This window comes from Myroides sp. WP-1 (assembly GCF_014145635.1).
GTDB lineage: Bacteria > Bacteroidota > Bacteroidia > Flavobacteriales > Flavobacteriaceae > Flavobacterium.
The window spans coordinates 1-610 of sequence record NZ_JACHTC010000072.1; the positions used below are offsets into that span (position 1 = coordinate 1).

Sequence of the window (610 nt, forward strand, 5' to 3'; positions counted from 1 at the left end):
AATCTAATGAACTCATCTCAAATCGATAATAAATTTCATCGTAATCATCCAGAACATCCCATGCAGAAGTCAAACTAAATATGTAATACCTTCTTTTAAGATCAAAGACAATACTGGGATAAGAGAAGACTAACATAGGTACTTCTTTATATGTCTTCTCTGCATGTAACTTAGGCACTAAGATTAAAAAATCTCCCACTCGTCTTACTCTAGGATTGTTAGATTGATCTTGTGTAAGATCTACTCCATAAAATTCTTTTATACGCTGATTGAAAACTTCTTCACTCGGAAATTGAAACCCCATTGATTTTAATCCATCATAGTATAACTCATTCATAAGATTTAGGTCATTAATACTATAATCTGATTCAACAAACCCTGAATCTGGCACTCCATCGTAACTAAGATTTTTCATCGCTTGTTGATACTTTTCTTCTCTTCCTTTCATAATTTCTTTAAACGTTTTGTCATCGGGATTCACAAACTGTGGTAGCTCCCACCAATGTAGTTTCTTTGGTTCTTGTTCTTGCGTTGCAATCTGCTCTGTTTGGGTTATTTCTTTGTCTTTTCCTTGACAACTTAACAAACTCAAGCTTAATAGCACGATAAT

1 pseudogene is annotated in these 610 nt (G+C 33.6%); it reads right to left on the minus strand.

Annotated elements, in window-relative coordinates:
* Positions 1–610 (minus strand): annotated as a pseudogene (locus tag H4K33_RS16385) (hypothetical protein); the annotation flags it as partial.